Source organism: Flavobacterium alvei (assembly GCF_002920895.1).
Lineage (GTDB): Bacteria > Bacteroidota > Bacteroidia > Flavobacteriales > Flavobacteriaceae > Flavobacterium > Flavobacterium alvei.
Genome location: NZ_PQVG01000002.1, coordinates 325,588 through 351,071 on the forward strand (window position 1 = coordinate 325,588; position 25,484 = coordinate 351,071).

Genomic DNA, 25,484 nt, shown 5'->3' on the forward strand with positions numbered 1-25,484 from the left:
TTATATTTGACCGAAAAGCCACAAATTAATCCCATCGTTTTGGGTATTAATTTGTGGCTTTTCGGTTTATTTGCTTTTGATTTAAATTTGAATTTTCAACTTAATTAAAACCATTATTTAGTGTTTTGCTTGAAATAAACTTCGGTTGCTCCTTGACCATATTTTTGATAATTACCGTCCTGAAAAACGACATTATCATATCTTCCCAACAAAAAATCCAACTCCGATTTTAGTATTCCTTCGCCAACACCGTGAATAAAAACAATCTTAGGAATACGATTTTTTATAGCAAATTCTATATGACGTTTGGCTGTTTCAGTTTGCAAAGTAAGTATGTCATAATTAGACATTCCGCGTTTGTTAGGAACCAATTTTTCAATGTGTAAATCAAATTCTGGAGCCGGAATTTCACGTTTATCTTTGCGCTCTTTAACAAAACTTCTTGGTTTTGGGGTTTCTTTTTCTTTAGCAATATCTCCTATATTTATTCTTTCGATAGAATCCATTAAATTACTGGATTTGTTTATTTTAAGCAATTCGTTGACAAAATAAGTCATCACAAAACCATCGGTAGTTTCTATAGTAACCTGCTTATCTTTGACCGATACTACTACTCCATTTACATCCTCATCTAAAACCGAAACTTGGTCTCCTTTATTGAACATTTTTTACAATTTATTTTGGGTTATCAAATACTGTTTTTGGTTTCAGAATTCAAAAGTAATATACTTTAGAAAACTATTTTTGATTGGAAAATATTCTCGGTTTTTTTAAATAGAAAACCCTAATCAGCCAATTGCAAATATATTAAAGTTACAGCTGCTGCCGACATAATTATCAAGGATGCAAAACCAAGAATATTGGATGTTTTACTATTCGTAAATCTGCCCATCACTTTTTTGTTATTAGAAATATGAAGGATTATGGCAATTAAAACCGGAGCGGTCAAACCGTAAAGTATGGCGGTATAAATTAAAGCTTGTATGGGAGAAATGCCAATATAATTTAACGACAATCCCAATAGCAAAGAAATAGCGATGATAACGTAAAAAGCTTTTGCTTCGTGAAATTTTTTATCTAAACCTTGTTCCCATCCAAAAGTTTCGGTGATAATATAGGAAAGCGAACCGCTTAAAACAGGAATGGCAATTAGTCCCGTTCCAATAATTCCAATAGCAAAAAGTAGGTAAGCCAAATTACCCGCCAATGGTTTTAAAGCAAGTGCAGCTTGTTCGACAGTATTTATTTGATGCATGCCATTATTATACAAAACTGTTCCTGTGGTTAGAATAATAAAATACATTACAAATCCCGAAAAAGACATGCCAAAATCGACATCTTCATTTATTTCGTGAATGATCCTTTTGTTTACAATCAGGTGTTTTTTGTTCTGTTCTTCAACTTCCATCGATGCCTGCCAAAAGAAAAGATAAGGTGAAATCGTAGTTCCCAAAATACCTACCAAAATACCCATAAACTCTTTGTTGAATTGAATAGTCGGAATCAATGTGGCCTTAAGTATTTGTGACAAATCCTGTTTGTACAAAAACGGCACAATAAAATAAACCAACAGCACAATGCATAAATATTTTAGCGTGATAGCAATTTTTTGATACGGCAAATAAATAATTAATCCCAAAAGAATTAAAGTAAACAAAACACTAAAATAAGTACCATCAATAGATGGAAACAACAAGTTTCCTACCGCCCCCATTCCTGCAATATCAGCACCAATATTCATTACAATTGCGGGAAAACTAAACAAAAGCATAATATATAAAACTGGGCGTGGATAATTCTCTTTGAGCACACCCGTTAACCCATGTGAAGTTACAATACCAATTCTAGCGCACATTTGCTGAATGGCAGCCATTAAAGGAAAGGCAATAATTGAAGTCCACAAAGTCGAAAGCCCATAAGCTGCACCCGACTGTGAATAGGTTGCAATTCCTGAAGGATCATCGTCACTAGCTCCTGTTACAAGTCCAGGTCCTAGAATTTTCCAAAAACGAACCATTTTATTTTTAATTTTTTTGCTATTATTCATCTTTCAAGTTATTCATTGATTCAAAAAAACGAACTAAAAATGGGAATACATGCTAATTTACTCATTTAAAAAATCATATTCGAATAAAAGATTTCATTTCCTAAAAAAGAGTAAAAAGAGTCACCGAAGTAAATTTATTTCTTGAATTAGTACTGCATTTTCTAAAAACAACTTACTTTTACCTTTTCAACTAACATTTGAATTCTAATATTGTGACTAAAGACGAAATCATAGATACCATTGCTGCTATAAAAAAACATTCTTCCATTGAATATGGAATTAAAACTATGGCAGTAGATTTTACTAAAAAACTATTCTCGACATTATTTGACACCAATGCTCCTCTAGATCAAAGCATTGAAGAACTCGAACAGCTTTTCATGTCAATTTCAAAATTATCTTTTAATAAATCAGATGATGTAAATGAAAGTATTTGGCAACAATTTCTAGAAAAACTACCCTCAGTTCTTGTCAATTTAAATCAGGATGCTGCTTATATCTTAGAAAACGACCCTGCTTCTAATAGCATAGAAGAAGTTTATTTGGCTTATCCTGGATTTTATGCCATTGCTATTTATAGATTAAGTCACGAATTGTATTTGCTCAACATGTTGCTTTTGTCAAGGTTGATGAGTGAATATGCACATCATACTACCGGAACTGATATTCATGCTGGAGCTACTATTGCTTCACCTTTTTTTATTGACCATGCCACTGGAATTGTAATTGGAGAAACCACTGTCATCGAAAAAAATGTCAAATTATATCAAGGTGTTACTTTGGGCGCCTTGAGCGTTAGCAAAGACATGAAAAACACCAAAAGACATCCAACCGTTGAGAAAAATGTGTGTATTTATGCCAATGCCACTATTTTGGGCGGAGAAACCACCATTGGAAAAGACAGCATTATTGGAGGAAATACCTGGATTACAAAATCAATTCCAGCAAAATCTATTGTAACCAACACCACCATTACCGAAGTAAAAATCAAAGAATTAAAATAATGCAATTTAAAAAATTATCAGATCTTATCGGAAACACACCTTTAGTCGAAAGCGTGAATTTGGTAAAGAACAAAAACGTCAAACTTTTGCTAAAACTTGAAGGGAATAATCCCGGAGGAAGCGTAAAAGACCGTGCTGCCTATAATATGATTGCATCGGCAATAGAAAGAGACGACATCAAAAAAGGCGACAAACTCATAGAAGCCACAAGCGGAAACACAGGCATTGCTCTAGCGATGATTGCCCAATTATTCAATGTAGAAATTGAACTTATCCTGCCCGAAGATTCTACAATAGAACGCACCCAAACGATGCGAGCTTATGGTGCAACTGTGATTTTAACTCCCGCAAGCGAAGGAATTATTGGATCCAGAGATTATGCCGATAAAAAAGTAGCCGAAGGCGGATATGTAATGCTCAACCAATTTGCCAATGACGACAACTGGAAAGCGCACTACAAAACTACTGGCCCCGAAATTTGGAAGGATACTCAAGGAACTGTAACCCATTTTGTTTCGGCAATGGGAACTACAGGAACCATAATTGGGACTTCTACTTACTTGAAAGAAAAAAATCCAGCCATTCAAATTGTGGGTGCTCAACCTAGCGATGGTTCCCAAATTCCTGGCATTAGAAAATGGCCTCAAGAATATTTACCCAAAATATTTGATGCATCGAAAGTCGATGTCGTGATGGAAGTTTCTGAAACGGAAGCGCGTGAAATGACCAAACGATTGGCCAAGGAAGAAGGCATTTTTGCCGGAATGAGCAGTGGCGGTTCCGTAGCTGTGGCCGTAAAACTAGCCGAACAAATGGAATCTGGAGTGATTGTAGCTATTATTTGTGACCGAGGCGACCGCTATTTGTCATCAGATTTGTTTGATTAGTTTTTAGCTTCAATGGCACACGGATGAAACTGATGTGACCGATTTAGACCGATTCTTATTAAAAAAAGGCTCGATTTGTTTTGCAAATCGAGCCTTTTTTACTGGATACAAACCTGAATTTAAACCAAACTGGCTTCGGTAGAAATTTCTGTGTCGAATAATTTTGAAATGGGACAATTTTCCTCGGCTTTACTAACCAATTCTTGAAAAGTCTCGTTGGAAATTCCTTTGATTTTGGCACTTACGGTTAGGTGCGAACTCACGATTCTACCTTCTAATAAATTAATATCGCATTTAGTTTCGATGCTTTCAATCTCGAAACCAGCTTCTGTAATATAGGCCGAAAGTTGCATAGTAAAACAGCCCGAATGTGCTGCAGCAACTAACTCTTCTGGATTGGTACCGATTCCTTCTTCAAAACGGGATTTAAAGGAATATTGTGTCTTTTGTAATATTCCACTTTGTGTGGTTAAATGACCGGCTCCTTCTTTGAGCGAGCCGTTCCAAACTGCGGTTGCGTGTCTTTTCATAATTCTATTTTTAATGGTTACCCAAATTTAATCATTTAAAATCCAACATCTTTTGACTTTTCACCATTTAACTAAAATTTAAAATATAATTCAAACAATACTTTTCATCACTACAATTAATAGGTAATACTGGACGAAATGCTTATTTTTGTTGACTGCTTTATTAGAATTTACTAAAACCAGAATGTCAATTTCACCGTATGGGAAACAAATTACAACTACAAGACTGGCCGTATTTAAAAAAATACCAAAAGGAAAATGCAAATCTTCCCATTCTGGAATCTGGAGAAAAACGAATTGTGTTTATGGGCGATTCCATCACCGAGTTTTGGTCAGTTCTTTGTCCCGAGTTTTTTGATGGAAAACCCTATATCAACCGAGGCATTAGTGGACAAACTTCTCCGCAAATGCTGATTCGCTTTCGAGCCGATGTAATTGACTTAAAACCCTCGATTGTGGTCTTATTGGCTGGAGCCAATGATATTGCTGAAAATACCGGTCCTTCGACCTTGGAAATGATAACTGACAATATTTTCTCGATGGCCGAATTGGCCAAAGTTCACCAAATCAAAGTGATTTTATGCTCGGTCTTGCCTGCTTATGATTTCGATTGGAGACCCAATTCTTTTCCTGCCGAAAAAATCATACAACTCAATAAAATGATAAAAGAATATGCCGATGCCAATGAAATTATGTTTTTGGATTATCATTCAGCATTGGTTGATGAACGAAAAGGATTAGATGCTAACTTTACTGACGATGAAGTTCACCCTAATAAAAAAGGCTATGAAGTGATGGCACCGCTTGTGGAAAAGGCGATAAACGAAATGTTATCAAACCAATAAACTTGATGAAAATTGAATACAAAATAATATCGAAAGGATCTCTGTTAATTAAATATGGAAACAGAAAAACTATTATTCATGGGGAACTAACTTTTGAGCCATCTGTATTTTATATTGATCTAAATTCTTTCAAAAATTGGGATTCACCTTTTGAAAACAAAAAAATCTCTGAAAATGAAAAAATAGAAATTACACAATTTCTAAAAAAAGAAGAAAATTCCACAGAATTCCTATTTGAATAGTCTCAAGTTACTTCGATATAAATGATGCAAACACTGATTAAAAAGTCAATAGATAAAATAGTATCAAATCAATAAAAACACTAATCAAACTATGAAAAAAATTGTTCTACTTTTAATCCTATTAACTTTAATGATTTCTTGCAAAGAGAATAAAAACCTTAGTTTTAATTCTCAAAAAGAAAGTGTATCTTTTGTACTGGAAAAATTTCCAATGATAGATAAAAATTTAACAGCAGTTCGAAAAATTGATTTAGATTCCTTGTCAATAACTTTACTACAAACCTCCAACAAAAGAATATACGATGAAGTATTAGTCTTTGAAAAAAGGAATAAGTTTTATGCCATTCCATTTTTCTCAAATATGTATGCTGACTATTGGAATTTCGAAAGTGACACTCAACCGAAACTATTTCCAAAAACCAATTCAACTTTTGAAAAGGAATTTTTAAGTCTAGTTAAAACTTTAAATTTAACTGGAGAAGAATTTAACATACTCTATAAAGAATTAATGTTTAGTATTTTACATACTGAAAACAATCTTAATAATAAATTAAGTTTTTTTCAAAATATAATTTATTATAGTAGTAGAGTAGCTAAATATAAACAAGAAGAAGCTGACGATTGTGAAAAAAGAACGAATATAGTTTACGAGCAAATATATAAAGACTACAATTCTAAAAAAATTATGATGGGGTCTGAATACTTTTTAGACAAAAGAAACGGAAGGGTTTATAGATTTGAAAACAAGGCGAAAAACTACAATGAAATAAAATTTAATATTAAAACATATCGAATTGACTGTTATACATATCCTATGACAATGTAAAAATCCCTATCAAGACAAATTGAATCACTAAAACAATATCAAAAAAAAAAAAAAAATGAACTACAGAAAATTAGGAAAAACCAATTTTAATATCTCCGAAATAGCGCTGGGCACTTGGCAAGTGGGTGGAAAATGGGGTTCGCCCTTCAACGATAAAACCGCCGACGAATTAATCAATACTGCCATCGACAACGGCGTGAATTTCATTGACACTGCCGATGTGTATGAAAATGGATTAAGCGAAACCGCCGTAGGAAGAGTCGTTTGCTCTCGTTCGGAACGCATTTATGTTGCCACCAAATGCGGTCGCCAAATCAATCCGCACGTGAATGAAGGCTACCAACCGAAGGTTTTACAAAAATTCGTGGAAGATAGTTTGAAAAGAACCGGACTCGAAACCTTAGATTTAATTCAATTGCATTGTCCACCAACTGAAGTGTATTATCGTCCCGAAATTTTCGAATTGTTTGACCGTTTGAAAGAACAAGGAAAAATTCAAAACTTGGGTGTTAGCGTCGAAAAAGTGGAAGAAGCTCTCAAAGCCATTGAATATTCCAACGTAACCACAGTTCAAATTATTTTTAATCTGTTCCGTCAGCGTCCTTCTGAATTGTTTTTCAAGGAAGCACAAAAAAAAGACATCGGCATCATTGCGAGAGTTCCATTGGCTAGCGGCCTTTTGACTGGGAAATTTGATTCTAAAACCACTTTCGAAGCCCAAGACCACCGCAATTTCAACCGAAACGGAGCCGCATTCGACAAAGGGGAAACTTTCTCTGGAATTGATTACGAATTGGGTTTAAAAGCAGTAGAGGAACTAAAATCTTTGTTTCCTGAAGTTTCTAATTTGGCACCAATTGCCCTGCAATGGATTTTGGGTTTCAAAGAAATCAGTTGTATTATTCCGGGAGCTTCAAATTCTAGCCACGTTCAATCTAATTTATCGGTTTATGATTTACCTCAACTCACACCAGAGAAAATCGCTGTGATGAATGCCATTTATGAAAAGTATATTAAGAAAGAAGTGCACCAATTGTGGTAATTCTTTGTGAAAAATTTTAACCGCAGATTCGCAGATTTTAAAATAGTAAGAGTTAAATTAATTTACCATATAAGGCAGTAAGTTCATTTAAGTTTTGGCTTTAATTGTTTGTCTTATATGTTCTTATTTACCTTATATGGTTCAAATTATTACTGTTTTTATTAGCGTTTTAAACTTATTTCAATGTTTGTAATCTGCGAATCTGCGGTTAATATAAAAACTAAATATGTTCAATAAATCCAATTTCAAGGAATGGTTTGACCGGTATAAATATGCTGAAATTGCTGCGACTTCGGCTGCACTGGCGAGTTCCCAATTCAGTCGGATTTTTGATGGAGTGACAACGGCTTATCTAATTACTTTTGCCGAATATTTTGCTTTTTATGGTGTCATTCTTTTTATGGCCTACAAAAAATTGATGGACTCGAATCGGTCATTGAATCAAAAAACACCGCCGAAAGAAATTGTAGTATTGATTCGAAATTTACTGCTGGAATTTGGTTATCCTGCCATTTTGGATTTCTTTTTTATCCGTCCGTTTTGTATGTATTGGATGCCTGTTTTAACTGGTAATTATTTTATGGGAATCCTATTTGGAAAAATTACTGCCGATTCTATTTTTTATGGACTCGCCATTATAAATTATGAATGGATAAAAAGGAAATATTAATTTGAAACTTCGTTTAGTATTTACTTTCATAATTAGGACAACCAAAACATTTTACATCCAAATCGAACTGATAGGTCAACGACAATTCATAAATTCCGCCAGAATTTCCAATTTTTGAAGTGCTAAAATCGTGAGACAATCCAAATTTTAAATGTTCGTATTGCAAACCTCCGAAAAAATTAACCGAAGTTACCAAATGACTGTCTTCAGCCTTTGTCCAAGGATTCATCGCAGTAGAAACACCAAAAAACACCGTTCGAAACATAATAGAAGTGCCTAAATCCAACCTATTGTATTGCCCTTGATTCATATAATTTGCCGATACCTGAAACTTAGTTTCATATGGAAAAGCAACAACGTCTAAATAATCAACTACTAGGAATTCATATCCAACATTAGCAGAAAAAAACATATCTAAAGGCAGATTTTTTTCATCAGCAAATGAAATATTGGGTTTATTGATGTGTTTTAAAGATAAACCAAACCAAGCTTCTTCGCTATTGACGAGCATTCCTACTGAAAAATCAAAGAAATTAAATTTATCATTCAAAACTACAGGATCTCCACTAACTGGGTTGATAACCCCAGAACCAATGTTGATTTGGTCACTCAATACTAAGCCTCCAAAACCAAATGATTTGGTTCCAAAACCAATTTCAATCGCGGGTCTAAAATACCAATTGTCATTTAATGTTACTCTATAAGCATAATTCAGATTCAATTGGGTAAAACTATAATGGGTGTTATTCTCTCTATGACTTAAGATGCTTCCTCCCAAACCGCTATTCATTCCTTCGCTCCAAGTGTTGAGAAAAGCATAATCAGTATCAATTTTTAAATCCAAATCAGGCCATTGCGATCGGTGTAATGCCCCAGCGTAAGTAGTTTCAAGAAAACCAGAATAGGCAGGATTTAAAGTTTCTGGAATGATGAAATATTGTGTAAATATAGGATCTTGCGCTTTTGATTTAGCGAAAAAGAAGCAGCATAATAGCGTAAAAAATAGTCTAAATTTCATTGTTATTATTTTATAAGCACGAATGCTCCTTGATCCTTAATGGTAGTTCCGTAAAATGCTTTGGCAATAATTTTATAATAATAATTACCGTTTTCAGCTTCTTTAAAATTTATTTTTCCGTCCCAGCCTCGAATAGAATCACCAGATTCAGAATAGATTAATGCTCCCCAAGTATCATAAACATCAAAATGAATGTCTTTCAATCCTGAAAAAACGGGTGCGAAATAATCATTCATTCCATCATTATTGGGTGTAAAGGCTGTTGGTGGAATTAAATTATATCCTTTTTTAATATCCAAAGTAATGGTATGAATATAGACACATCCAAAAGGATAAGTAACGGTTTGATTCACGATGTAACTGCCTTCTTTTTTATAAATATGAATTGGATTTATTTCAGTCGAAAAAGTGCCATCTCCAAAATCCCAAGAGATATTTGTATAATCTCCTGTTGCGGCATTAGTAAATTGAATGGGATCTTCAATAGAATAAGAACCATAAGTAGTAAAGGCAAATGAAGTTGTGAAAAAGGACGCGCTTCCTAGTTTTGGGATATTTACATTGAAAGTATAATTAGCCTTACATCCAATGTTATCCGTAACGTCTAGAATTACAGTTCCGTTTTGATTGGTAGTCATCATTTCGTTATTCACACCGCTAACCGTACCACTAGACCAATGCAACTGATAAGGAGGAACCCCTCCTGAAACCTGAGCAATAAAGGTTTGTTTCACATATTTAGTATCACAATTAAAGTCGGTTTTTGTCTCAACTGCAACAACAATTGGTGGTGGTCTGTTAATTACATATTGGGCAGTTTTCACACAACCTCTTGAATCAGTAACGGTCACTAAATAATTTCCTGCTGGTATATTAGTTAAATCTTCAGTGATAGCTCCGTTAGACCAAGCATAAGTAAAAGGTGCAGAACCACCAGAAACCAAAAGATTTATAGCACCAGTATTCGCATCATTACAATCTAATGCATGAGTTAAATTAGCCGAAAGCACTAATAATTGTGGTTCTTGAATGACAAAAGTTCTAACAATTTGACAAGGTTTACTGTCGGTTATGGTTACGGTATAACTGCCTGGACCCAAATTATTTCTAACGTTTCCAGCTGTTGCACTATCGTTCCATTTCAAAACAACAGGAGCAATTCCTCCCACTATATTCAAATTAATACTTCCATTATTAGCACCAAAACAAGTAATATTTTTGACTACTGGATTAATTGTAAAAACTGGAGGTTCTGGAATGTTAACATTCAGTGATTTTTGGCATCCCAAAGCATCTGTTACAGTTATTAGATAATCGCCTGCCGATAAATTGTTTTGATAAAGACCACTTCCTAAATTGCTCCACAAAACAGTGTAAGGTGCAATTCCACCAGAAATAGTGATTGTAATCGAACCATCGTTATCGCCATAACATATTATTGGAGTGGTAACTGCATTGATACTAATTTCGGAATTTTGCGTCAATGTTACCGATAGATTTTTAGAACAACCTGAATCATCAGTTACTGTCAAATTAAAAGTTCCAGCAGGAATAGCCGTTAAATTTTGATTGGTACTTGTAAAACCATTTGGTCCCGTCCAAGCAAAATTATATCCCGAAACTGAAGGCGTCCCTCCTACCACATTTACATTTATAGCTCCTGTTGCAGTTCCATAACAAAGTATATCGGTTTTACTCACTAAATTCAAAGCCAAAACTGGGGGTTCTGTAATAGTAAAAGTCGCTTTTTGGGGTCCACAATTATTTGCATCCGAAACGGTTACTTCATATATTCCGGGACTTAACCCTGATAAATCTTCAAGAACTGAAAAAGGAATTCCGTTTTTTGTCCAAGAATAAGTATAAACTGGAGTTCCACCGGTTACGGTGATTTGAATTTCACCATTAGCATTGCCAAAACAAGTGATGTTTTTTTCTAAATCGGTAGTGATGACAATATCGGCAGGTTCGGTAATGGTGTATGTTTTTGAAAAAGGACAACCTCCATTATCCAAAACAGAAATCGTATAATCTCCTGGCGATAAATTAGTAATATTGGATGTGCTAGCTGTAAATCCATTAGGGCCTGTCCAAGAAATATTATATGGATTGCCCGAACTAAAAGGAACACCTCCTGTAATAGTCGTTTGAATACTTCCATTATTAGCCCCAAAACAAGTACTGTTTTTCAGAATACTATTCGGATTAATGGAAGGATTTACAGTTACAACGACTGAAAAATTATTCCCAACACAAGTCCCCGATTTTGGAGTTACAGTATAAGTAACCGTTGATGGATTAGTGGTTGTATTGATTAAAGTTTGGCTTATATTGGTTTGAGGAATCCCTTCTGCCGAAGCTCCAGTTACTGAACCTACAGGGCTTACGGTTGGATTTGTCCAAGTATATGTAGTTCCTACTGGCACAATATTTCCTCCAGAATTAGTTGGAGAAACTGTGAAAGCTGTAGTACTACAAATAGTTGCAGTTTCAGAAGCTATTACTGGATTTGGATTTACAACTACTGATGCTGGAAGGGTAGTTATCACTGAACATCCTCCAGATAATGAAGCGAATGTTACCACACAATAATAATATAATGTTCCTGCAGAAATTGCTGACGGTGCAAAAGTTGGATTTGTTGCACCTGAAATTATAGTTCCGCCACTATTTGAATTTAAACTATTCGAAAACCATTGATAGGTTGGAGTTCCTACTCCATTTGTATATGTAAAAGACAATAAAGTTGGAGTTCCATTTACACAAACCGAACTAGAAATAGGTTGATTGTTGATGGCTGGAGCCAAATTTATGATGACTTCTGAAGTAGTTGTTGTAACAGCACAACTAGCTCCATTTATTTGGCTAATCAAACAATAATAGTAGGTTGTTCCTGCACTATTTGTTGGGGGAATAAATGAAGCATTCGTTTCTCCAACTATGGCAATCCCTGAACTTGTGTTGTTTACATTAGCGCTAAACCATTGATAGGTATAAGCGGTTGCTATTCCTCCAGAAGCTACTACAGATAAGGTAGTTGAAGGTGAATTTTGACAAACTGTTTGGGTTGCTAAGGGTTGTGTGGTAATAATTGGATCATTAACCACTATTATTTCGGCCACATTAGAAGTAATTGCACCACAACCGTTTCCGCTAAAGTTAAGCACAGCATAGTAATAATACGTTCCAGAAATAGTAAAAACAGCGGGGGTAAAAGTTGCATTTGTAGCTCCTGAAATTAAAGTTCCCCCAGAATTGGAATTGGTTGTATTAGAATACCATTGGTATGAAACCGTTCCAGTTCCTCCTGAAGAACTTACTGTTAATGGATTTGAAATAGTTCCTCCCACACATAGACTTTGTGTTGGCGTTGGTTGTGTTGTAATTGTTGCTCCAGCATTAATAGTAACATTGGCAGTATTTGAAGTTATGCTAGAACAGCCACCCGTTGCTGGCAAAGTAATGATACAATAATAAAAAGTTGTTCCTACAGGAGTATTTGGTGGACTAAAGGTTGAACTTGTTGCTCCTAAAATCAAAGTCCCGCCTGAATTTGAATTTACTGAATTACTATACCATTGATAACTTGGAATTCCAACTCCATTGGCATAAGTAACGGATAAAACAGTTGGAGTTCCTCCTAAACAGACTGTACTTGAAACTGGTTGATTTATAATTGTTGGTGCAGCATTAACTATCACCGCTGCTGTTGCGCTAGTCACACTACATCCCAAAGTACTTTGATTAATCAAACAATAGTAATATAGTGTTCCAACAATTGTCGTTGGTGGCAAATAAGTATCGGTAGTAGCACCAGAAATTAATGTTCCTCCTGAATTGGAATTGATTGTATTTGAAAACCATTGATATGAAAAAATACCGTTTCCGCCAGTTGCACTAACTTGCAAACTTTGTGGAGTTGCGCCTTGACAAAGCGTTTGTGAAACCAATGGCTGAGAACTGACTGTTGGGTCAGTATCAACAATAATTGTCGCCACATTGGAACTTGCAGATCCACAACCGGTTCCTGTTGAACTGACAATTGCATAAAAATAAAAAGTCCCCTGACTACTAAAAACTGGTGGTGTATAAGTTGCATTTGTTGCTCCTGAAATCAAAGTCCCTCCTACATTTGAATTGGTAGTATTAGAATACCATTGATAAGAAACGGTTCCTGTTCCGCCTGAAGAGCTGACTGTTAAAGGACTTGGAATAGTTGCTCCAACACAAATGTTTTGTGAAGGCGTGGGTTGTGTACCAATAGAAATAATTGGACTTATTGTTATCGTTGCGGTTGTGGATGTAATGTTTGAACATCCTCCCGAGGGCAATGTTATAATACAATAATAATAAACCGTTCCAACAGTTGCAGATGATGGAGTGAAAGTTGCGTTTGTTTCGCCAGAAATTAAAATTCCAGAAGTGTTGTTATTTACAGTATTAGAATACCATTGATAAGTTGGTGTTCCTGTAACTCCACTCAAAACAACAGTTAATGGGGCAAGAATTCCGTTTTGACAAGCTGTATTTGAAACAGGTTGATTTGTGATTTTCGGGGCTGGAATTACTGTTATAACATAATTTACAACTGCTCCGGGGCATCCTCCTAAAGAAGGAGTTATGGCATAAGTAACTGTTCCTGAGGTCAAACTTGTAGTCGAAATAGTTTGTATCGGAATTGTATTCGCTCCTGATGGAATAAAACCTGTAATTCCCGAAGTTGCTGTTGCAGTCCAAGAATAGGTAGCTCCTGCTGGATTCGAACTTAGGTTTACTAATGTTGTTTGAGAACCAGAACAAATCGTCTGATTCAAAGGTGTATTGGTGATAACTGGGACATCTTTAATGGCAAATGATTCAGTTGCTATCGTAGAAACTCCACATTCATTTGTTACAGTTAAGGAAACTGTATAATTTCCAGGACTTGAATAACTTATAGAACCTGGATTTGCAACTGTTGAGGAAGAGGGTGTTCCTCCAGGAAAACTCCAAGCATAAGTCAGTGTACTTGAAGCAGGCGCACAACCATTTACAACCGCAATTGGACTAATTGATGTTGGCCCACAAAAATCTGGAATAGCATTTATGGTGGCTGTTGGTGGTTGTTTGACAATTACAGTTTGAATTGGTGACACTACCGTACCACAAGAATTTGTTGTACTTAACCTGATAGAATAAGTGCCTGGGGTCAGAAAATTAAAGGTAGGATTTGCCGAAGTTGCACTTCCTGTTACATAATTCCAAACGGCTGGAGATACTCCACAATTACCACCAGCATATGTTACAGTCCATAAATAAGTGGGAGCCACACAAGAATTAGTTATTACTGTTGTATTATTAGTGGCTACTACAAGTGGTGTGCAGCCTTCAGTTTTGTCTAATGTAAATTGAGGAACCAATGGCCCTTCTACACAAATTGTTTTCTGAACAGGAGCTGAAAACCCACAATAGGCTTGAGCAATTAAAGTTACAGTATAATTTCCAGGAACAGTATAGGTGTGATTTGGACTTATTTGTGTTGACGTTGTTCCATCTCCAAAATCCCATTGATAAAGTGAATTCTGAACACAATTCTGATTATAACCCGCTAACGAAGTATTGGTAAATGATACATTCGTATTCAAACAAGCAGGAGTAGATGCTATCGTAAAATCTGCTACAGGTTTTGAATAAATTGTTATGTTTGATACAGAACTAGGTGTATCTCCACAAGCATTTGAAATAGTTAATAAAGCTGTAAATTTTGGACTTGGGCAATTTGATATGGTATAGGAATGTGGAATTGGAAAATTAGTAGATAAAGAAGGATTTGCAGCATTAAAATAAGACGAACTTTCTAAATTTGCTTGGGTTAAATGCACAATTGGCGTACCATCTCCATAATCTATATCATAAACTGTTCCTGCAGAATTATTTCCCCAATTCGAAATTGCAAAATTTATAGGAGCGGTTGGTGCACATAGATTTTGAGTGCTTCCTGGGCTTACAATTCCCCCCGAAGGATTTGTCACATTCTTGATTACATAGGTTTTAGAATTACTACAACCATTTGTACCTTGAGCAGTAATAATCATATTATAGGCTCCGACTAGTGAATAGGTATGAGTAGCTGGAAAAGTAGCATTCGAAAGAATGGCACTTCCATCACCCCAATCTATACTGTAAGAATTTGCAACTATACACGCAGATGCAGAAGTATTTCCTACTGTTATATTAAAAATAGGATTAGAAGCTGCATTGGAACAATTATTAAATGGGTCGAAACCATTGTTAACATCAACAAAACTAATATCTGGTTTTTGAATAACAATAATGGGATGAGAAACAATTGAGGCTACACATCCATTGGCATCAGTAACTTTTAATGTAACCGTATAAGTACTCGTTGCACAACCTAACGAAGTAAAAACATGACTAGGATTTGCCAAAGTAGAAATTGGTGTTCCATCTCCAAAATCCCAAACATAAGAAAAGGGAGCTTTACCTGTTGTAACGATGGAAGTAAATTGAACAACAGTTCCTGAACATTGATTATCATTAGTAAAAGAAAAAGCTGCAACTGGCAAAGCATTTACTGTCACGGTAGCAGTTCCTGTTTGTAGAATTTCAGTTGTGGGTGCTGAAGAATCGTGAACACTTACCAAAGTATAAGCAAAAGTACCTGCAATTGCTGTAGGGACATTTACAGTAAAAACATCTCCCGTTGATGGAGCCGAAATGATATCTGCTCCCCCATTAATCTTATAGGTAAAAACATAAGGAGCTGTTCCGCCAACACCTTTAAAAGTAATTACTGGACTTGTAGCATTTTGACAAACAGTCGCATTACCTGTAATAGTTGCTGTAGGCAAAACCAAAGCGTTCTCGACTTCTATGTAAGAACTATTATTCTCAGCATACAAGCTACTTGCTGAAAATATAAAAAGAGAAAGAAGGACGATTGTACAAAACTGTTTCATAATTCTATTAATTTTTTACCTCCTTTAACTCGTCTAAAATAATATTTTTCAAATATAAACAATTACACTTTCATTGCTTTATGGTTTTTCACAAAAGAACACCTATTTTACAGTCATTTATTCAAAAGAAACTCTATTCTACTAACAAAAACACAAACAACTGTAAAAATTTGTTTCTACATCATTATGCTGATAAAGCTCCCTTTTTTATTTATAGTTCATTCTGAAAAACCTCTGCTTTTTATACAACTAAACCCTCAAGTAATGAACTGCAACAAAAAAGATGGAAACAATAACTTCTTCAAACTTCAAGCAAAAAGCTTTTACCACAGAATAATTTCATTAAATCAACATCTTTTCAAAAATTTTTCCCAATTTGAATTTATAAAACCATTCAAAGCCTTATTTTTGCGCTATGGCTAAGAAAAATACAGACAAGATCGTTTTTGATCATATAAAAGTCCTTGATGCAGGTGCAAAAGGCGTTTCGGTGGCAAAAGCCCCAGATGGAAAAGTAATTTTTATTCCCAATGTAGTTCCGGGTGACGTAGTAGATGTGCAAACTTTCAAAAAGCGTAAGGCGTATTATGAAGGAAAAGCGGTGAAATTTCACGAATATTCCGAGCATAGAATTGAACCTATTTGCGAGCATTTTGGTGTTTGTGGCGGTTGCAAATGGCAGAATATGAAATACAGCCAGCAATTGTACTACAAACAAAATGAAGTTCAGAATCACCTACAACGCATCGGAAAAATAGAACTTCCCGATTTTGAACCAATTTTGGGTTCCGAAAAACAATTCTTTTACAGAAATAAAATGGAATTTTCGTTTTCGAACAGCCGTTGGTTAACCGAAAAAGAAATTGGCAGCACCGAAGATTTGGGCAACAGAAATGCTCTTGGTTTTCATATTCCAAAAATGTGGGATAAGATTTTGGACATCAACAAATGTCATTTACAGGAAGATCCATCGAATACTATTCGAAATGAAATCAGAGCTTTCGCCAATGATAATAATTTAACTTTTTTCAATCCAAGAAATCACGAAGGCTTACTGAGAACCTTGATGATGCGAACAGCTTCAACTGGAGAAATTATGGTTTTGATTCAGTTTTTCGAAAATGACAAAGCCAATAGAGAATTACTTTTGGATCATCTCTACGAGAAATTCCCACAGATTACATCATTGCAATATGTGATCAACAATAAAGCAAACGATACTTTATACGATCAAAACATCAAATTATACAAAGGTCGTGATTACATTTTGGAAGAAATGGAAGGTTTGAAATTTAGCATTAACGCTAAATCTTTTTACCAAACCAATTCTGACCAAGCATTCGAATTGTATAAAATTACTCGTGATTTTGCTGGATTAACAGGCACGGAAACAGTTTATGATTTATATACTGGAACAGGAACTATTGCTCAATTCGTATCTAAAAAAGCCAAAAAAGTGATTGGTGTAGAAAGCGTTCCCGAAGCAATTTTGGATGCCAAAGCCAATGCTGAACGCAACAATATAACGAATTGCGAATTCTATGTGGGTGATATGAAAGTGGTTTTCAACGAAAGTTTCATCGCTCAACACGGCAAACCCGATGTTATTATTACCGACCCACCAAGAGACGGAATGCACAAAGACGTGATCGAACAAATACTGAAAATCGAACCCGAAAAAGTAGTTTATGTCAGTTGTAATTCGGCAACTCAAGCTCGTGATTTGGCCTTAATGGACGAAAAATACAAAGTTACCCGAGTGCGACCTGTGGATATGTTTCCGCAAACGCATCACGTAGAAAATGTTGTACTTTTAGAAAAGAGAAAATAGATTACAGTCCCGAAGTTTCGGGAGCAGATTTCAGATTTCAGTAATTTAGTGGATAATAATTGCCATTTAAAATAATATGAAAAAAATACTTTCGATTTTATTGCTTGTGATTGTCACTTCCTCGAGTTGCGAGAAAGACGATATTTGCGATGCCAATACACCTACAACTCCCCGATTGGTGATTGATTTTTATAACATTACCACTCCATCTGTCAAGAAAAATGTGACCAATCTAAAAGTTGTTGGAGATGGAATGAAAGAAGGAATTGTTTTTAATTCAAGTGCTACGGGTGATGACCAATATCTGACTAATGGAACCTCCATTTCAATCCCACTAAAAACAGATGCAAATTCAACCAAATTTAGTTTCACTCTCAATTCGGGCAATCCGAATCCTACCTTGATTGATATTGATGAAGTAACTTTTAATTATACTAGAGAAAATGTTTTTGTATCAAGAGCTTGCGGTTTTAAAACCCTTTTTACTTTTGATCCAACCAATCCCTATATTCATTCAGCAGTACCATCAACAAAAACAAAATGGATGCGGGTCATTTCAATCGAAAAAAGTAACATAGCCAACGAAAATGAAACACATGTTAAAATATTTTTTTAGTATTGGACTTTTGATGACTGTGTTTTGTATTCAAGCACAAGAAACTACTCCAACTACTAAGTCGCTAGATAAAACGAAAACCGAAGGAATTATTCCTGCATCGCCAAAACAAGCACAAGCAAAACCAGCTATAGCTACAAAAACCGACACTGTTGTCCCTGTAAAAAAGGATCGTTATGGCGTTAGAGTTGGATTGGATTTGTATAAATTGACTCGAGGACTATATGATTCAAACTACAAAGGAATTGAATTGGTGGGTGATTATCGTTTTACTAAAAATTACTATTTGGCTGCCGAAATTGGAAGCGAAGACAAAACCACCGAAGACGACCGATTAAACACCACTACCAAAGGAACTTACATAAAATTTGGATTTGATTACAATGCCTATGAAAACTGGCTGAATATGGAAAACATTATCTCCATCGGTTTACGAGGCGGTTTCAGTACTTTTAACCAAGAATTAAACAGTTACAAAATCTACAACACACAACATTATTGGGATGAAATGCCTTGGATTGCTTCTGGTGAATCATTTAACGGTTTAACTGCCGGTTGGATAGAAGTTGTTGCTGGTGTGAAAGTAAAAGTGTATAACAATATATTTGTGGGCTTTAGTCTTCGAATGAACACGCTACTTTTCGAAAAGAAACCAGACGAAAACTTCGAAAACCTTTATATACCAGGCTTCAACAGAACATATGCTGGAAATTTTGGAGCTGGATTTAACTATACCGTTACTTATTTTATTCCTTTGTATAAGAAAACAGTAAAACCGAAAGAAGTAGTAAAAAAAGAAATTAAGTAATATCCTTAATTCCTTTTATAAACAACCAAGACATAAACAATTTTTCGCCGTCTTTAGTTTTCGCAGCCTGAAATTTTGGTCCTAAAATGGTTCCAACCACAAAAGCGGTAAACTGAATCCACAATCCCTCCAAATTGGTATATTTTCCAATCAAATATTGGAAAGAAATAAATAATATCGCAAAACATCCCAATTGGAAAAGAAAAGCGCGAACTTGTAATTTTGTCATTTTTTTAAATTTATGAATTATATGCAAAAGAGGCGCAATGCATTGCGTCTCTACCTGCCATCTGTTATTTGAAATTTGGTTCGTTTGCTTCCTTCGTACATTTCATATTTTACTAATCTCGCTTCGATACTGGCGTTGAATAATTTGATTTTTCGGGATGGTTTCAGTCCCACAAATTTTAATGCTTCCAGATTTCCAGTAATAAACCAAGCGTTGGTTCCTGGGTAATTTTTCTTCAAAGTGTCGCCAATATTCTTATAGAATTGCTCCATATGAATATCCAATCGCTCGTCATAAGGCGGATTGAATACAATATGCAACTTCCCTTCTAATGTTTTTTCGGTATCAAAAAAGTTTCTTTCTTCGATAGTAATATATTCGTCCAAATTGGCATTTTTGATGTTGTCTTTGGCTTTCATAACTGCCGATGGTGCTTTGTCATATCCTTTGATGGTGTGATGAAATTCCCTAACTTTTTTCAAAAGAGAATCCATAATTTGGTCAAACAAATCGTTATCCCAATCTTTCCATTTTTCGAAAGCAAATTCTTTACGGTTAATGTTGGCTGGAATATTGCAAGCTATCATTGCGGCTTCCGCCAAAAAAGTTCCCGAACCACACATTGGATCCAAGAAATCGGTTTGACCGTCCCAACCCGAAAGCAACAAGATTCCCGCTGCCAAAACTTCGTTGATTGGAGCAATATTAGTCGCTAATCGATAGCCTCTTTGGTGCAACGAATTCCCGGAAGTGTCTAATGCTACCGAAACTTGGTCTTTGTCAATGTGAATATTAATTCGCAAATCGGGATGAATTTTCTCAATACTCGGACGCTGACCTGTTCTTTCGCGAAACTGATCTACGATGGCATCTTTACATTTTTGGGAAACAAATTCCGAATGATTAAAATAAGTAGAATGCACCGTGGCATCAATCACAAAAGTCTGATTGGCATTCAAATATTTGGACCAGTTTACACCTGAAATGCCTTTATACAAAGCCTGTTCATTGGTCGCTTTAAAAGAATAAATAGGTTTCAGGATTTTCAAGGCAGTTCTCAAAGACAAATTGGCTTTGTACATAAAACCCTTATCTCCTTTGAAGCTCACCATTCTCACGCCTTGCTCTACCTCTTGTGCGCCCAACTTTTTTAGTTCTTCGGCTAGTATTTCTTCAAAACCAAAAAAGGTTTTGGCAATCATTCTATAATTATTTTCCATTGTAAAATCAAGTATTCGGTACAAAAATACACTAAATTTGCAGACTTGAATTAATAGAAAAAGAATAAATGCCGAATTCACTAAATCCCAAAACCCATAATTGGTTTGCCTCTTGGTTTGACACTCCTTATTATCACATTCTTTATAAAGAAAGAAATTACAGAGAAGCTCAGGTTTTTATGGACAATTTGACCCATTACCTCAACCTTCCCGAAAAGGCAAAAGTGCTGGATTTGTGCTGTGGCAAAGGCCGACACGCTATTTATTTAAACCAATTAGGATTTGATGTTATTGGTGCTGATTTGTCTGAAAACAGCATTGCCGAAGCCAATAAAAACCAAAACGACAGCTTGCACTTCCAAGTTCACGATATGCGTGAAAAATTTGAAGACAAATTTGATGCTATCTTCAATTTGTTTACCAGTTTTGGCTATTTCGAAAAGGATGAAGACAATTTGACTTCGCTAAAAGCAATGCAAGAAAGTTTGACTGAACACGGTTTTGCTGTAATCGACTTTATGAACGTCAATCAAGTCATTGCTAATTTAGTTCCCGAAGAAGTAAAAACGGTTGATGGAATTGAATTTCACATCAAACGGTATGTCAATGATGGACACATTTACAAAGAAATAGACTTTGAAGATCAAGGCGAAAAATTTCATTTTACCGAAAAAGTAAAAGCTTTGACTCTAAAAGACTTTGAAGCAATGATGGAAGAAGCTGGCATCTATTTGTTGGATATTTTTGGAGATTACAAACTGAAAAAATTCCACAAAACCGAAAGCGAACGATTGATTATGATATTCAAATAGTTTAAGGGTTTAAAATTAATTAAAACAAAAACTCTCAAACATTCCTTAAACTCTTAAACTTTTAAACCCATAAACCAAAAATAATGAATTACCTCTTACCCTTATTTTCAGTTCTTTTAGGTTATGGAATTGCTTTGTTTTTGAAACCCAAAAGCAAAACCAAGCTTAAATTATTGTTGGCTTTTAGTGGTTCTTTTTTGCTTTCGCTAACCGTGATGCACTTGCTTCCGGAGGTTTATGAAAGTCACAATACCAATATTGGACTTTTTATTATGGCTGGGATTTTGTTCCAAATTATTTTGGAATTTTTCTCAAAAGGAGCCGAACACGGTCACGTTCACGGTCACGAAACGATGTCCCACATTCCGTGGTTGCTGTTTGTCAGTTTGTGTATTCATGCTTTTCTGGAAGGTTTTCCCGTAAGTCACCATCACAACTTGGCGTTAGGAATTGCCATTCATCATTTGCCTATTGCCATCATATTGACAATGTTTTTTATTAATGCCCAACTCGACAAAAAAGCCATTTTCTTCTTCATGATTACTTTTGCAGTGATGACACCTTTGGGCACTATTTTATCGGATTATTTGCCCATATTAAATAACTATTATAACGAAATTACCGCTGTAGTTATTGGAATATTGTTTCATATTTCGTCCACCATTATTTTCGAAAGTAGCGAAGGACACAAATTTAATATTGCCAAAGTTTCGATGATTGTAATTGGGATTGTATTGGCGTATTTTATTTAAAAATTGTTTTTTTATAAGAATAAAAACCAATATTTAGAGCATATTTTATTAATGAAAAAAATAAGAGGAAATAAAAGACGGTTAAATAAAATTGAACAATGGCGAATTAATAGTCTGGAAATTGATTTTAATTTTTTACAAAAATCCAATAAAGATTATATCAAATTTAGAATATTCCCCTGGAATCCAGTTGCAATGTCATTGAATAATTTTCCAAAGCCCAAAGGGAAAATTAGAAAAAAAATTATAGAATCGTTTTTTGATATTTATGAAAGTTGGAATATACAATTGAAAGAACTTGGCAAACCATATTATTTAAAAATATGGTTATTTGAGCCTGATATTTATAATTCACAAGTAGTTTGTGCAATAAATGAAAAAATTGAATATTATGAAAATATTTTTCTTGAAGTAGAAATAGCAAAAAAAATATCGAAATCAAGTTTGGACAAAATCTCTAATAGAATAAATAATTATGATTGGGAATATAGAATTGAAGAAAACCCAATATTTGAAAATGAATTTTTAAGAGAAAATTTTATTTCAGAAGCAGCTTATTTAGAAGAACAAAAATGGCTGAAAAATCAATTAAATAAGCCTCACAGAATAATTGACCAAAAAAGAAACGGAATTGCAGAAAAAATATATTTATTTAAAAGTAGTGATGTTTGGATTGGTGAAAAATAAAATCAAGCTCCGCAAAGTTTATAACTTTGAGTTAGTGATTCTCGGTTTTTAACCGATTTTTTAGATAATATTTATTTCAGTCACAGACTGAAAAACACATCCTCAAAGTTATAAACTTTGCGGAGCCAAATTCGCTAAACTAAATCTACATCATTCCCAAAAAAAACTCCAAACAATATGTCTTTCAACCACATATTCAAAGCAAAATTAACTTGGGATTCTGTTTCCAAAGAAACAATAGCAACCACAAAAACATATTTTAAAACCCATCAAATTACTATTGAAGGAAAAGAAAATTTAACGGTTTCGGCTGCCAAAGCATTCAAAGGCGATCCTAGTTTATACAATCCCGAAGATTTGTTGTTGAGCAGTTTGGTTTCCTGTCATATGATGTCGTATTTGTATGTTTGTTCTCAAAATGGCATTGATGTCCTTTCCTATCAGGATGATGCCGAGGCAACACTGGAAGTTTCTGAAAATGGTTCGGGACGTTTTATTGAAGTACGCTTGTATCCAAAAGTCGTGATTCAGCAGTCAAAAAAAATAGATGAAGCCATAAATTTGCATGTCAAAGCAAACGAACTTTGTTTTATAGCCAATTCTTGCAATTTTAAAATTGTTCATTATCCTACTGTCTCTTCTTAAATAATAGTTTTTAAATTTTTAATACCAATTCAACTATTTATTAAAATTTAATTGTTAATTTCCCAAAAAAAATATAATTAACACAATTAATAAATGAATTTGAAAGAATATTAATAAATTCTGTTAACATTCTGCAGTCTTTGTGTATTTTTCGCAAACATTTTATCGTCTATTCTAATTTTTAATTTTATGAACTTTTTCAATCGATTGCGTGTTCTTTTTGTCTTATTAATTATTTTAATAGGACCTGCTTCTCATTCGCAAAATGAAACTTTTACGATGACACAAATTGGCGCCAATAATTTATTGAAAGTTCCGTGGGATTTACAGTATGGACCCGATGGATATCTCTGGGTTACTGAAAAAAGAGTGGGTGTTGTTAGAGTAAATCCAGCAACAGCACAACGAGATGAATTGATTCAACTTTCAGATTTAAGTTCAACAGCCACGGGTCAAGACGGTTTACTCGGAATGGCACTCCATCCTGATTTTCTAACCACTAGTCCTTATGTTTATTTATCCTATACGCATCTTGTATCGGGACAAAACAAACAAAAAATAGTAAGATATACATATACTATTAATGGAAACGATGGCAGTTTATATTCGCCTGTGGTACTTATTGATAATCTGCCTTCTAGTAATGACCATCAATCAGGCAGACTTATTTTTGGTCCTGATCAAAAACTGTATTACACCATAGGAGATCAAGCCGTGAAAGTGTGTGCCTCTAATTTGGCTCAATTTTTACCAACACAACTACAAATAGACCAGAAGAATTGGGCAAATTATCCTGGAAAAACTTTAAGACTTAATCTTGATGGCTCAATCCCAACTGATAATCCTGTACTAAATGGTGTAAAAAGTCACATTTATTCTTATGGACACAGAAACGCACAAGGGCTTGTTTTCGGTAGTAACGGAATATTATATTCTGATGAACAAGGACCCAGTTCCGATGATGAAATTAACATTATCAATTCTGGAAAAAATTATGGCTGGCCCTTTGTGGCAGGTGTAAAAGACAATTTAATGTATGATGCCGATGGCTGTCTGACTACCGAAACTTCATTCACCGCTACAAACTATCAAGACCCAATTATGTCACTGTTTCTAGCTAACACCTACAAAGACCCCGCCTGCACTGATTCTTGGATGTGCCGCCCCAATATTGCTCCATCTAGTTTAGAAATATATGAAAGTGACGCTATTCCAGCGTGGAAAAATTCGTTATTGCTAACAAGTTTAAAAAAAGGCAGAGTTTATAGAGTGAAATTGGATGCAACCGGAACCGCTGTTGTAGGTAATGCAATACAGTATTTTTATACTCAAAATCGTTATCGTGATATTGTTGCAGCTCCAGACGGCAAGTCCTTTTATCTGATTACTGATGATTCTGGTAAAACCGCTGATGCTTCTGGAATGAATACTGTAAGCGTTATGCAAAATCCAGCAGCTATTCTTAAATTCACTTTAAACGAATCTCTTTCAGTGGCAAGCCTTGAAAAAGAGCCTGCATTCAAATTTTGGCCAAATCCTGCAAAACATACTCTTTTTATCGAAATTAAAGAGCCTAATGGAGGCAATTTCAAAGCTGAATTAATCAATTCATCAGGTCAAGTTGTTAAAAAAATTAAGGAATTACAATTAGGTATAAACGAAACCAATATTGCAAATTTACCAGTAGGAGTCTATATTTTAAAACTATACTCTAATGATACTACTTGGCAAGAGTCTATTATTCACATTTAAAACGCACCATTTTTTTAATTACTAATTCTTTTTTTTGGAGCAGATTTGTTGCCAAAACAATT

At 34.8% G+C, this 25,484-nt stretch carries 22 protein-coding genes; 15 read left to right on the top strand and 7 right to left on the bottom strand.

What is annotated here, in order from left to right:
* Positions 1-113: 113 nt before the first annotated feature.
* Both C3L50_RS04445 and C3L50_RS04450 read right to left on the bottom strand, forming a co-directional pair.
* Positions 114-665, bottom strand: coding sequence for a Smr/MutS family protein (locus C3L50_RS04445; RefSeq protein ID WP_103804937.1), 552 nt, complete (start codon positions 663-665; stop codon positions 114-116).
* 119 nt (positions 666-784) lie between these two features.
* Positions 785-2,047, bottom strand: coding sequence for an NRAMP family divalent metal transporter (locus tag C3L50_RS04450; RefSeq protein ID WP_103804938.1), 1,263 nt, complete (start codon positions 2,045-2,047; stop codon positions 785-787).
* Positions 2,048-2,259: 212 nt separating this feature from the next.
* Between C3L50_RS04450 and epsC the strand changes: the two genes are divergently transcribed.
* Both epsC and cysM read left to right on the top strand, forming a co-directional pair.
* The gene (gene epsC, locus C3L50_RS04455) at positions 2,260-3,051 is read left to right on the top strand and encodes a serine O-acetyltransferase EpsC (protein ID WP_103804939.1); all 792 of its coding nucleotides are present in this window, start codon (positions 2,260-2,262) and stop codon (positions 3,049-3,051) included.
* Positions 3,051-3,938, top strand: a complete 888-nt coding sequence (cysM, locus tag C3L50_RS04460; RefSeq protein ID WP_103804940.1) for a cysteine synthase CysM — start codon at positions 3,051-3,053, stop codon at positions 3,936-3,938. Before epsC ends, cysM begins: the two co-directional genes overlap by 1 nt.
* Before the next feature lie 119 nt (positions 3,939-4,057).
* Here cysM and C3L50_RS04465 read toward each other — a convergent pair whose 3' ends face one another.
* A complete protein-coding gene (locus C3L50_RS04465; protein WP_103804941.1) occupies positions 4,058-4,468 on the bottom strand; it encodes an OsmC family protein in 411 nt (136 codons plus the stop codon).
* A gap of 200 nt (positions 4,469-4,668) precedes the next feature.
* Between C3L50_RS04465 and C3L50_RS04470 the strand changes: the two genes are divergently transcribed.
* The 5 genes from C3L50_RS04470 (at position 4,669) to C3L50_RS04490 (ending at position 8,093) form a co-directional block, all read left to right on the top strand.
* The gene (locus C3L50_RS04470) at positions 4,669-5,313 is read left to right on the top strand and encodes an SGNH/GDSL hydrolase family protein (protein ID WP_103804942.1); all 645 of its coding nucleotides are present in this window, start codon (positions 4,669-4,671) and stop codon (positions 5,311-5,313) included.
* 5 nt (positions 5,314-5,318) lie between these two features.
* Positions 5,319-5,555 carry an Imm74 family immunity protein gene (locus tag C3L50_RS04475; RefSeq protein ID WP_103804943.1) on the top strand — a complete coding sequence of 79 codons (237 nt, stop codon included), beginning with the start codon at positions 5,319-5,321 and terminating at the stop codon, positions 5,553-5,555.
* A gap of 91 nt (positions 5,556-5,646) precedes the next feature.
* Positions 5,647-6,381 carry a hypothetical protein gene (locus C3L50_RS04480; protein ID WP_133158847.1) on the top strand — a complete coding sequence of 245 codons (735 nt, stop codon included), beginning with the start codon at positions 5,647-5,649 and terminating at the stop codon, positions 6,379-6,381.
* Positions 6,382-6,436: 55 nt separating this feature from the next.
* A complete protein-coding gene (locus C3L50_RS04485; RefSeq protein WP_103804945.1) occupies positions 6,437-7,423 on the top strand; it encodes an aldo/keto reductase in 987 nt (328 codons plus the stop codon).
* Between the two features lie 226 nt (positions 7,424-7,649).
* Positions 7,650-8,093 carry a hypothetical protein gene (locus C3L50_RS04490; RefSeq protein ID WP_103804946.1) on the top strand — a complete coding sequence of 148 codons (444 nt, stop codon included), beginning with the start codon at positions 7,650-7,652 and terminating at the stop codon, positions 8,091-8,093.
* A 13-nt stretch (positions 8,094-8,106) separates the two neighbouring features.
* Here C3L50_RS04490 and C3L50_RS04495 read toward each other — a convergent pair whose 3' ends face one another.
* Positions 8,107-9,111 (bottom strand): PorP/SprF family type IX secretion system membrane protein, encoded by a 1,005-nt coding sequence (locus C3L50_RS04495; RefSeq protein ID WP_103804947.1) that lies wholly within the window; start codon positions 9,109-9,111, stop codon positions 8,107-8,109.
* Positions 9,112-9,116: 5 nt separating this feature from the next.
* Positions 9,117-16,070, bottom strand: a complete 6,954-nt coding sequence (locus tag C3L50_RS04500) for a PKD domain-containing protein (protein ID WP_103804948.1) — start codon at positions 16,068-16,070, stop codon at positions 9,117-9,119.
* A 415-nt stretch (positions 16,071-16,485) separates the two neighbouring features.
* On the opposite strand from C3L50_RS04500, the gene rlmD reads away from it, so the two are divergent.
* From rlmD to C3L50_RS04515, 3 genes are all read left to right on the top strand, one after another.
* Positions 16,486-17,901, top strand: a complete 1,416-nt coding sequence (gene rlmD, locus C3L50_RS04505; RefSeq protein ID WP_103804949.1) for a 23S rRNA (uracil(1939)-C(5))-methyltransferase RlmD — start codon at positions 16,486-16,488, stop codon at positions 17,899-17,901.
* Positions 17,902-17,977: 76 nt separating this feature from the next.
* Positions 17,978-18,517: a DUF6452 family protein gene (locus C3L50_RS04510; RefSeq protein WP_103804950.1), complete on the top strand. Its 540-nt coding sequence runs from the start codon at positions 17,978-17,980 to the stop codon at positions 18,515-18,517.
* Positions 18,489-19,325: a DUF6048 family protein gene (locus C3L50_RS04515; RefSeq protein ID WP_103804951.1), complete on the top strand. Its 837-nt coding sequence runs from the start codon at positions 18,489-18,491 to the stop codon at positions 19,323-19,325. Before C3L50_RS04510 ends, C3L50_RS04515 begins: the two co-directional genes overlap by 29 nt.
* Here the strand turns inward: C3L50_RS04515 and C3L50_RS04520 are convergent.
* Positions 19,318-19,554, bottom strand: coding sequence for a hypothetical protein (locus C3L50_RS04520; protein ID WP_103804952.1), 237 nt, complete (start codon positions 19,552-19,554; stop codon positions 19,318-19,320). The genes C3L50_RS04515 and C3L50_RS04520 overlap by 8 nt on opposite strands.
* A 50-nt stretch (positions 19,555-19,604) precedes the next feature.
* Positions 19,605-20,774 carry a THUMP domain-containing class I SAM-dependent RNA methyltransferase gene (locus C3L50_RS04525; RefSeq protein WP_103804953.1) on the bottom strand — a complete coding sequence of 390 codons (1,170 nt, stop codon included), beginning with the start codon at positions 20,772-20,774 and terminating at the stop codon, positions 19,605-19,607.
* 68 nt (positions 20,775-20,842) lie between these two features.
* On the opposite strand from C3L50_RS04525, the gene C3L50_RS04530 reads away from it, so the two are divergent.
* The 5 genes from C3L50_RS04530 (at position 20,843) to C3L50_RS04550 (ending at position 25,422) form a co-directional block, all read left to right on the top strand.
* On the top strand, positions 20,843-21,586 hold the full coding sequence (locus C3L50_RS04530) for a class I SAM-dependent DNA methyltransferase (RefSeq protein WP_103804954.1): 744 nt from the start codon (positions 20,843-20,845) through the stop codon (positions 21,584-21,586).
* An 83-nt stretch (positions 21,587-21,669) separates the two neighbouring features.
* Positions 21,670-22,338, top strand: coding sequence for a ZIP family metal transporter (locus tag C3L50_RS04535; RefSeq protein WP_103804955.1), 669 nt, complete (start codon positions 21,670-21,672; stop codon positions 22,336-22,338).
* Positions 22,339-22,389: 51 nt separating this feature from the next.
* Entirely contained in the window at positions 22,390-23,025 is a 636-nt protein-coding gene (locus tag C3L50_RS04540) for a hypothetical protein (protein ID WP_103804956.1), read from the top strand.
* A 177-nt stretch (positions 23,026-23,202) separates the two neighbouring features.
* On the top strand, positions 23,203-23,670 hold the full coding sequence (locus C3L50_RS04545; protein ID WP_103804957.1) for an OsmC family protein: 468 nt from the start codon (positions 23,203-23,205) through the stop codon (positions 23,668-23,670).
* 189 nt (positions 23,671-23,859) lie between these two features.
* Positions 23,860-25,422, top strand: coding sequence for a PQQ-dependent sugar dehydrogenase (locus C3L50_RS04550; protein WP_103804958.1), 1,563 nt, complete (start codon positions 23,860-23,862; stop codon positions 25,420-25,422).
* Positions 25,423-25,484 lie beyond the last annotated feature (62 nt).